This is a genomic window from Nocardia sp. JCM 34519.1 (assembly GCF_020361265.1).
Lineage (GTDB): Bacteria > Actinomycetota > Actinomycetes > Mycobacteriales > Mycobacteriaceae > Nocardia > Nocardia arthritidis_A.
The window spans coordinates 213,009-216,755 of the sequence record NZ_JAIRBR010000010.1 but is presented as its reverse complement, the minus strand read 5'-3'; the positions used below and the strand labels follow the sequence as shown (position 1 = coordinate 216,755).

Annotated in this window: 3 protein-coding genes; 2 read left to right on the top strand and 1 reads right to left on the bottom strand. The window is 67.4% G+C overall.

Going from position 1 to position 3,747, the window contains the following annotated elements:
- The first annotated feature begins 128 nt into the window (after window positions 1-128).
- Window positions 129-497 (top strand): iron-sulfur cluster biosynthesis family protein, encoded by a 369-nt coding sequence (locus tag LGY53_RS24715; protein WP_225729082.1) that lies wholly within the window; start codon window positions 129-131, stop codon window positions 495-497.
- Window position 498: 1 nt separating this feature from the next.
- On the opposite strand, the gene LGY53_RS24710 is transcribed toward LGY53_RS24715, so the two are convergent.
- Window positions 499-936, bottom strand: coding sequence for a hypothetical protein (locus LGY53_RS24710; protein ID WP_225729081.1), 438 nt, complete (start codon window positions 934-936; stop codon window positions 499-501).
- An 816-nt stretch (window positions 937-1,752) separates the two neighbouring features.
- Here LGY53_RS24710 and LGY53_RS24705 point away from each other — a divergent pair.
- A complete protein-coding gene (locus tag LGY53_RS24705) occupies window positions 1,753-3,453 on the top strand; it encodes a hypothetical protein (protein WP_225729080.1) in 1,701 nt (566 codons plus the stop codon).
- Window positions 3,454-3,747: the final 294 nt, after the last annotated feature.

Genomic DNA, 3,747 nt, shown 5'->3' with positions numbered 1-3,747 from the left:
TGTGAGCCCACCCGCCGCCCGACCACCACCCTCATCGAATCGCTGCGCGATGCTGATCACACTCGTGTCGAGGTTTCGGGAACCGGCTGTGGGTAACCCGGGGGAGAACGCCCGCGCCGCCGAGCACGATGACGGCCGATCTGCGGGAACTGGAGTCCGTCGGCTACCGGCTGACTGTCACGAGAGCGGAAGGAACCAGACATATGTTGATGCTCACCCCGAATGCCGTCGAGGCGGTTCGCACCATCACCTCGGCGCAGGACGCACCGGAGAACGCCGGACTGCGCATTTCGACGACGGACGGCGCCGAGACACTGCAACTCGCCATCGTCGGTGAACCGCGCGACGACGACGAGGTGCTGACCGCCGAGGGGTCGCGGATCTACCTGGATCAGCAGGCGGCCGCATTCCTGGACGACAAGATCCTGGACACCGGCCTCGACCCGGACGGCCAGGGCGCCTTCATCCTCGCTCAACAGGAGCGCAAGACCGACTGATTCAAGGCACCCAGAGATACCATTCCGCGAACGGTCCCTGGATCGGCCAGGTGTCGGCCATCAGTTTCGCGGGACCCATCCCGAACCAGAGGTCGACGGTGACGGTCTCGCCGGGCGCCGCGCCGGTGCGCACATAGACGTCCTGGGACCGCGCGCCCGCCGAACCGACCCAGCCCAGCATCACGTGATTGCCGCACGGGCCGCGCTGATAACCCAGCGGGGTGACATGTGCGAGCACGTGGCCGGGTAGGTTGGGCGCGGCCTCCAGTGCGACGCCGATCGTGCCCGCACAGAAATTCGCATCGCCGAAGGTGTGCAGCGTGGTGCCGAGCGGCGCCCACTGCGGTAGTGGATCCGCGTCGGCGGGCGCCGCCGCCAGCCCGCACACCAGTGCGCTTATCCCCGCCACGACACCCGCTGCTGTCCACCGCGCCGTCATTTGTGGATGTCCTTCCCCTGCAATGATTTTCGTCCCCGGCCGGGCCGATCGTACGATCCGGCCGCCATGGACTCCAATGGCCTCGCGTCGGTGCGCAGCGGGAGTCGTTGTGCGATAAGCGTATCGAAGCGAACGCGCGGTCGGTGCGCGTTCGCCGATCGCTGTCCTGGTGCGGGGCGCGGCATGTGGTCGCTGAAAGGTTGCGGAGGATGGCTGTCGAGTAGGTGTCGCACCGCGGCGGCGATCCGGTGGGCAGACGCCCGATGCATGTGCGGATGTAAGCGCGGATGCAAACGTGTTGGACCGGCATCCGGCCAGGTCGGCGCGGTCGCGCGGTAGACATGTCCAAGGAAGTTGTCCAAGCCGGTTGTGCAACAGCTGGACTCGCGAACAAACCGCTGGTCGTATCGTGTTGGACACGGCGGGCCGCCCGCGAATTTCAAACTGGTCGTTTCAGGGTGGCCGGTAGCGGATTCGCGTGGAAGAATTGCCGTGCTCCCGCCTGCGGCAGGGGTCGCGCACAGGTTGCCGGCATCGCCGGGTGGCGCGTTTGGTGTCGAAGTCCCCTCTGTTCACCGCTGGTCGTGGCCGGGGAGTTCGCCAGGTGCGAGTGTGGCCCCGGCCCGGGACGTGGTGACCGGATGCGGAGCGCTGTCCGGTCGCACCCCGAACTCCCGCTAGCTGGGAGGTTTTCGTGTTCGGCTGTGTGATCGTCGAGTCGGTGTGGTTCCCGCGAACCGAGATGGTGCGCGCCGGAGCCGGTTTCGTATCGCTATCGCACCTCGGCCGGATCCGGGACCGCACGCCGACCCGGGCATGACCGGGGCCGCCCGGTCGAGCGGTGTGCTCGATACCGCCCGGGACCCGCTGACCCGCGCCGAATTCCGTGTGGCGATGGTCGCCGCCGCCGCGGGCATATCCGGCGCGGAGATCCTGCGCAGATGCGATGGCGCGCTGTCGAAATCCACCGTCTACAACTATCGGCGCCCCGACTATCGGCGGTTGCCCGAACACCGCGAGATGGCTCGCGCGTGGTTCGTCGCGTGCGGACTCGAGCCGAGGGACGTGGTGCGGTTGGTGGCCGCGTGGGATCGGCTGACCGGCAACGCGATCGCGCCGGAACCGGCGAACGGTCCGACACCCGTGATGGTGCCGGACCCCGTCATCGTGATGGTCGCGCCCGAGGCCGCAGGCGAACCGTCGCCGAGTGCGGTGGAAACGCCGGTACCCGAAATCGTTGCTGCCCGGCATGTTCGGGCCCGGCGCGGGAAAACGATGTCGCCGATCCGGGTGCGGGACGCGGTCGTGGGATCGCTCCTGTCGCATATCGCGGCCATCGCGGTGGTGCTGCTGTATCCGTGGTTGGGCGGTCAGAGCGTCGCGGTACTCGAATCGGTGGCGCTGCCCGCGCTATCGTGCTGCGCGATCGTGGTCGTCGGCGGGCGGGCGGTGGTCCCGATACGGGCTCGGATATCGAAGCGGCGCCGCGGAATTGAGCGCGGTGCCGCTCGGCCAGGTGGAGTCCGGATCGAGGCGAGCGGGCAGCGCAGACGGCGCAGGCATGCCAAATCCTCGCGCTCGGCACGCTGGCTGCGCCCGGTGCGGGCGGCGCTGGTGCTGCCCATCTCCGTGTTGCTGCTGCGACGACGCCGTGCGGTAGTTCCGATACATCAGCTTCCGAATGTGGTTGCCGGGCTGGTCGTCGACGACGATGGCATGCGCCGAGGGCGGGCGGTGTTGTCCGATCGTGCCGGCGACGAACGGTCGGCATCGCGGGATGCGGCGGCCGCTGCCGCGGCGGCGGTGGGAGAAGCGTTGCTCGGGACCGTATTCCACGATCCGGACGACAAATACATGCCCGAAGACCGCGGAACCGTCTCCGCGCGCTTCGTCGAATTCGCCTTCCGCAAGGCGGGTATCGAGGTGCCGAAGACCGTATTCGGTCAGTCCGCCATCGGAATTCCGGTCCTGCTCGGCGATCTCGTGCGCGGCGATCTGATCGTCATACACGACGCCCGAGACAGCTGTTCGGGCATCTACACGGGTAACGAAAGGGTGGTACTGGCACCGGAATTCGGCGCGCCGGTGATCTACCGGAAGCTGGACCGTACCGTCTCCATCGCTCGGCGGTGCCTGCTCGACGATGAATCCGCAACGCCCGCAACGGAACACGCGGGATGGCAGATACCAGACGCATGCCCGCGGTGGTGGATTGAGGTCGCCGGAGAGCTGCCGTGGCCGGATTTCGGCGCACCGGCGGAGTTTCCTGGCGCAGACCGCGATCCGCTGGATGAAGCCGCCGCCCGGCCGTTCGACATGCGGCGCCTGCTGGAGGAATTCGCGGGGCGGGAAAGTGTCCTGCCGGACGCGCCCTCTGCGGCCGAGCCCGTACCGGTCATACGACGGCGACACCGGCACCGCGAGGACGGCGATGCCGACCAGGTGACCGTGCGCGAGCTGATGGCGACGCTCGATCGTGAACGGCCGCTGGATCTTCGGGACGGCGCGCCGACATAGGCCCTGTGTCGAGTCCCATCCGGTGCCTGACTTCACGCAGGGCCTGGCCGCCCGGGCTCCGGCGCGAGATGCACGCCCGGCTCGGCCGATGCGTCCGGTGACGGAACTCGAAGTCGATGGATGCACACCGAACAGCCGTCGCTACCAACCGGTTCCGGGTATTCGCTCGGTGGGCCCGCTAATTACTTCTCTATTTACGACTCTAATTTCTTTTCGTATTTCCCTGATTGCATGAACGTGTAATTGATTCGGAGATCGTCTTGCGATTACCGGTGGGGGTGCTCCTGGGCGTTG

What these genes read in the sequence shown, in the direction of transcription:
- LGY53_RS24715 (WP_225729082.1), top strand. Translation starts at nt 129, where the DNA reads ATGACGGCCGATCTGCGGGAACTGGAGTCCGTCGGCTACCGGCTGACT.
- LGY53_RS24710 (WP_225729081.1), bottom strand. Translation starts at nt 936, where the DNA reads ATGACGGCGCGGTGGACAGCAGCGGGTGTCGTGGCGGGGATAAGCGCA.
- LGY53_RS24705 (WP_225729080.1), top strand. Translation starts at nt 1,753, where the DNA reads ATGACCGGGGCCGCCCGGTCGAGCGGTGTGCTCGATACCGCCCGGGAC.